The 4,285-nt window shown below is 36.8% G+C and carries 3 protein-coding genes; 2 read left to right on the top strand and 1 reads right to left on the bottom strand.

Annotated elements, in window-relative coordinates:
• Nucleotides 1–158: 158 nt before the first annotated feature.
• Together D6734_11140 and D6734_11135 are read left to right on the top strand one after the other, a co-directional pair.
• Nucleotides 159–1,199 (top strand): hypothetical protein, encoded by a 1,041-nt coding sequence (locus D6734_11140; protein RMF92933.1) that lies wholly within the window; start codon nt 159–161, stop codon nt 1,197–1,199.
• A complete protein-coding gene (locus D6734_11135) occupies nt 1,196–2,887 on the top strand; it encodes a PAS domain S-box protein (protein RMF92932.1) in 1,692 nt (563 codons plus the stop codon). The genes D6734_11140 and D6734_11135 overlap by 4 nt, the downstream gene beginning before the upstream one ends.
• Before the next feature lie 71 nt (nt 2,888–2,958).
• On the opposite strand, the gene D6734_11130 is transcribed toward D6734_11135, so the two are convergent.
• The gene (locus tag D6734_11130) at nt 2,959–4,014 is read right to left on the bottom strand and encodes a radical SAM protein (protein ID RMF92934.1); all 1,056 of its coding nucleotides are present in this window, start codon (nt 4,012–4,014) and stop codon (nt 2,959–2,961) included.
• Nucleotides 4,015–4,285: the final 271 nt, after the last annotated feature.

Here is a 4,285-nt window from a genome sequence, read left to right as displayed (position 1 = left end):
TTATTGTGCTCTTTGAATAATGTTTTTTTATAATGAATACTAATAAAAAGTATTTGTTTAACGATTAAATATAAACAGTTGACTAACTAAGTATTAAAATAATTTTCAATATCAGATATAATAAAATCAATAAATTAAACTTTTACCTTAAATTTATTATGGTCAATATGAATAAAAATAGTTTAAATGAAAGAAACTCCTTTTTTCTTTTGCGGAATGTTTTGTTTTTTATTTTAATTTTTCCCCTTTTTCATCCTCATCTCCTTGCAGAAGAAAACAGTTTACAAGGTCCCTCCTTTTATAAACCTGACGAAAGAATGGCGATAGTTAGACCGGAATGGAAAAAACAGAAAATCAAGTATTCAACTAAGTACAAGGACGCAGATGTTGTAGCTGTTTTAGACCAGCATCTATATCCATTGGTTGATAAATTGATTGAAAAATTTGCTGAAGAGGAAAACTTGAAAATCGTTATCTTTAAAGGAACCTGTGGGATATCTGCGGGGATGTTGAATAGAAAGGAAGTCGATATAGGAGGTTTTTGTTGTCCACCGGCGCCAACAGACCGTCTGCCGGGGCTTGTATTCGATACAATAGGCATTACTCCAAATGCAGTAATCGTAAATAATGCAAATCCTATTACTAATATGAGTTTTAGAGATGTGCAAAAGATTTTTGCAGGAGAGATAAATAGATGGGATGAGCTTTCAAGCATCGATGCGAAATCGTTTAAAAAACCGATATCGGTAATTACTCGCCTGCACTGCAAGCTTCGCGCAGGACATTGGAGAAGAATTCTTGATAATGAAAATCTCTTTTCTTTGACGCGCCAAGAGGTGGCAAGTATTCCTGATATGCTTGCACGTGTTGCGGCTTTGCGAGGAAGCATTGGTTTTGTTGCGAGATGGAAGCTTGATTATAATGGATGGGGTGAGAAAGTAAAATCTTTACAAATCGATGGAATTAGTCCGAAAGACAAAAATGCATTAGCTGAAGGAAGGTATCCATTCTATAAAGTTTTGAATCTTGCAAGGTGGACAGGAATCGCTGAAAATCCCTATACCGAAAAGCTGATTTCCTATATTAAAAAGAATCTCACGGAAGATAAAAAACTAAAATATTTGGTTACATATGATAAGCTGCAAAAAAATGGATGGCGTTTTTACGGCGACGAATTAATAGGTGAGCCGAAAAAATGAAAAAGTTTCTTACCCGCTTTCCTTTAGGAATAAAAATTGTTGTTTTAGGGGTTTTAATTTCTACTATCGTATGGTTTTGCCTCGATTATATTCATTCACACCAATTTAGAAATTATGCTGAAAGTGAATTGAGTGAAGAATTGGGCAGAAACTTGCGCTCCTCGAGACAGAAAATGAATGAATACAAGTCGCAATTTTATGCAGTTAATCTTATGTTGTCTGAAGAGGAGTGTTTAGCTTCATATGTTGACACTATTTCAGATAGAGGAAGTGAAGGGACATTTTATCAATATCACAAAAAATTGCCTCAATGGCTTCCGCCTCAGAATCGGTGGAGATCGGTCCTCCCGAATCACTTTTTTCTTATCAGCTATGATGGAAGATTTAAAGAGATTTATACGCCCATAGGGGAAAAACTCACCAATGAGGAAATTGAATCGATTCCCTATCTTATTCCAAAAGCTATTGGACAGGTGCTTTTGACTGAGATTGCAGGAACTCCATATTTTCTATCGGCTGCAAAGGTTGATATTACGATGAAGTCTCATAAAATTTATCTTGTGCTTCTTAAGAAGATAGATGACGTATGGATGAGACATGTTTTCCCATATACTGCTGAGGATGATCTTCCTGTCGTATTGATATCGGGAACACCGCCGCGAATTGTGGCATCCAATATCAATGAATCAATTAAAAAAGGCGACCTGCTTGAAGATTTGTCTCACAAATTCATTATAGCCAGAAAGGGTTTTGAGGATTATGGAAGTGCGGAGGTTGATCTTCATCTTGCCATACTTGTTGAAAAGAGTAGAGCTCGTGAATTCAGTGATCGACTTTTAAGCAAGGATCGGGGGATGAGGCTTAGCTTGGCTATATTGTTAGTGTTAGCTTTGCTTGGCTTTACAATGTTGTGGGTAAGAAAGGTGGAAAGTTTGACAAAAGATGTTGGCGAGTTTGTTAAAGATGAGCTTGAGGAAAATATTCAAAGCCTTGAAAAAGGGGATGAAATGGAGATATTGAGAAACTCTTTGCAGTTTATGATGGAAAATATCCGAACCACATTGAAACAACTTCAGGAGAGTGAAATCAGGTATCGCTCTATAATTGAAAACGCCGCTGAAGGGATATTTCAGAATACTTCGGATTGCAGACTCCTTAGCGCAAATGCACGAATGGCTGAAATTCTTTGTTATGATTCTCCACAAGAGCTAATTGAAAGTGAGCCAGATAAGAATGGGTTGTTTTATGTAGATGCCAAAAGGCGCGAACATCTTTTCAATTTATTGAAGCAGGGAAACATTGTTACAAATTACGAATTAGAGCTTTATAAAAAAAATGGGGAAAAAATTTGGGGCTCATTGAATGCCCGTCCTGTTTTTGACGAGAAAGGAAATTTTGTCTTTTTAGAAGGATTCCTTAACGATATTTCACTTCGAAGAGAAGCTGAGGCAGAACGAGAAAAATTGATAAATGAACTGCAAGATGCTTTAAAGAAAGTCAAAACATTAAGCGGTATGCTTCCTATATGCGCTTCTTGTAAAAAAATCAGAGATGACAGTGGATATTGGACTCAGATAGAATCTTACATCAGAGACCATTCCGATGCAGATTTCAGCCACGGGCTTTGTCCTGAATGCGCAAAGAAACTTTATCCTGATGTAAAAGCAAAGGATGGAAATGGCAATTAATCATTAATGAATTTTTTTGCTATTCTGTTTCAGTCAACTTCCCCTTTTCAATCGATATAGAGAAATGTTTTTTATGCTACCTTAATTCGTGCCGGTATATGAGGGCAATAGGGTTCTTCTTCCATATAATCCCCTTTTAGCGCAAGTGCTCTTGCACGACACCCTCCGCATACAGGATTATATTCACATATTCCGCATTTTCCTTTGTAGGACTTCCAATTGCGCAAGTCCTTGAAGAGCTTAGAATGTTTCCATATTTCTTCGAATGATGCTTCTCGAATATTGCCTGCCTTTGCTGGAAAATATCCGCAAGGTGAAACATCTCCTATTCTTGAAATGAATACAAATGTCTGTCCTCCAAGACAACCTTTGCTTTCTGCACGGAATCCTCTGCCTTCCCCTTGCACTTTCAAGCCATCTGCTTTTGCTCGTTGTGCCTTTATACGGAAGTATTGGGGAGCGCATACAGGACGCATAAAAATTTCTTTCTTCTTTTGCTCTTCATAGAACCAGTTGAGTATTTTTTCGTAGTCTTCGCTGTCAATCAATTCATCTATAATCTCTTTTCCGCGTCCTGTGGGGACAATCATAAACATAAACCATGCTTTGGCGCCAAGCCGCTTTGAAAGTTCAAGCATCTTGGGAATTTCATCTTGATTTCGCTTTGAAAATGATGAGTTTATTTGAAAATCTATTCCATATTTCTTTGCCGTTTCAATACCCTTCATTGTGCCTTCAAAGGAGCCCTCCTGCCTTCTAAAATTGTCGTGCACTTCTTTTGTGCTTCCATCTAAACTGATTGAAATCATCTGAATGCCAGCTTCTTTCATCATTTTTGCTTTTTCTTCAGTTATGGAATGGCCATTCGGAGACATTGCCATACGAAACCCCTTTTTGCGCCCGTAGGCAATGATGTCAAAAACATCCTCGCGCAAAAGAGGTTCGCCTCCTGTAAGTATTATTACAGGTTTTGAAAAGGAGGCGATGTTGTCCATTGTGTGGAATATTTCTTCAGTTTTGAGTTCATTCGGATTTTCAATAAAGCTTGCTTTGGCTCTGCAATGAATGCAGTTGAGGTCGCATTTGCCTGTAATTTCCCAAGCAATCCATTGAGGGGTAAATTCCATTTTCTTCATCACTATCACCTTTCATTAGTTTCAGATTTATTGAACATATAGATAATTTGTTCGAAATTGTCCAGAGAGTTATTTTAACGGCAAAGATTTTCATTTCTTTATTTTCTTTTAAAATTTTTTGAAAAAAACGGATTCTTCTTTTTGACTGTCGGTTTTTTAGACAGAAAAGATATTTATTTATCAATGGGTTATTATTTTTTCTGAAAAAGTGTCTAAAAACTTGACACTTTTCAGTCGATTCATTAATCATGTTACCATTAGC

This window comes from Candidatus Schekmanbacteria bacterium, from assembly GCA_003695725.1.
In the GTDB taxonomy this organism is placed as follows: Bacteria; Schekmanbacteria; GWA2-38-11; order GWA2-38-11; family J061; genus J061.
Note: the sequence above shows the minus strand (reverse complement) of the source record. Positions and strands in the feature narration are given on the sequence as shown.

Coding starts and splice junctions, on each gene's coding strand:
- D6734_11140 (RMF92933.1), top strand. CDS start 159: ATGGTCAATATGAATAAAAATAGTTTAAATGAAAGAAACTCCTTTTTT.
- D6734_11135 (RMF92932.1), top strand. CDS start 1,196: ATGAAAAAGTTTCTTACCCGCTTTCCTTTAGGAATAAAAATTGTTGTT.
- D6734_11130 (RMF92934.1), bottom strand. CDS start 4,014: ATGGAATTTACCCCTCAATGGATTGCTTGGGAAATTACAGGCAAATGC.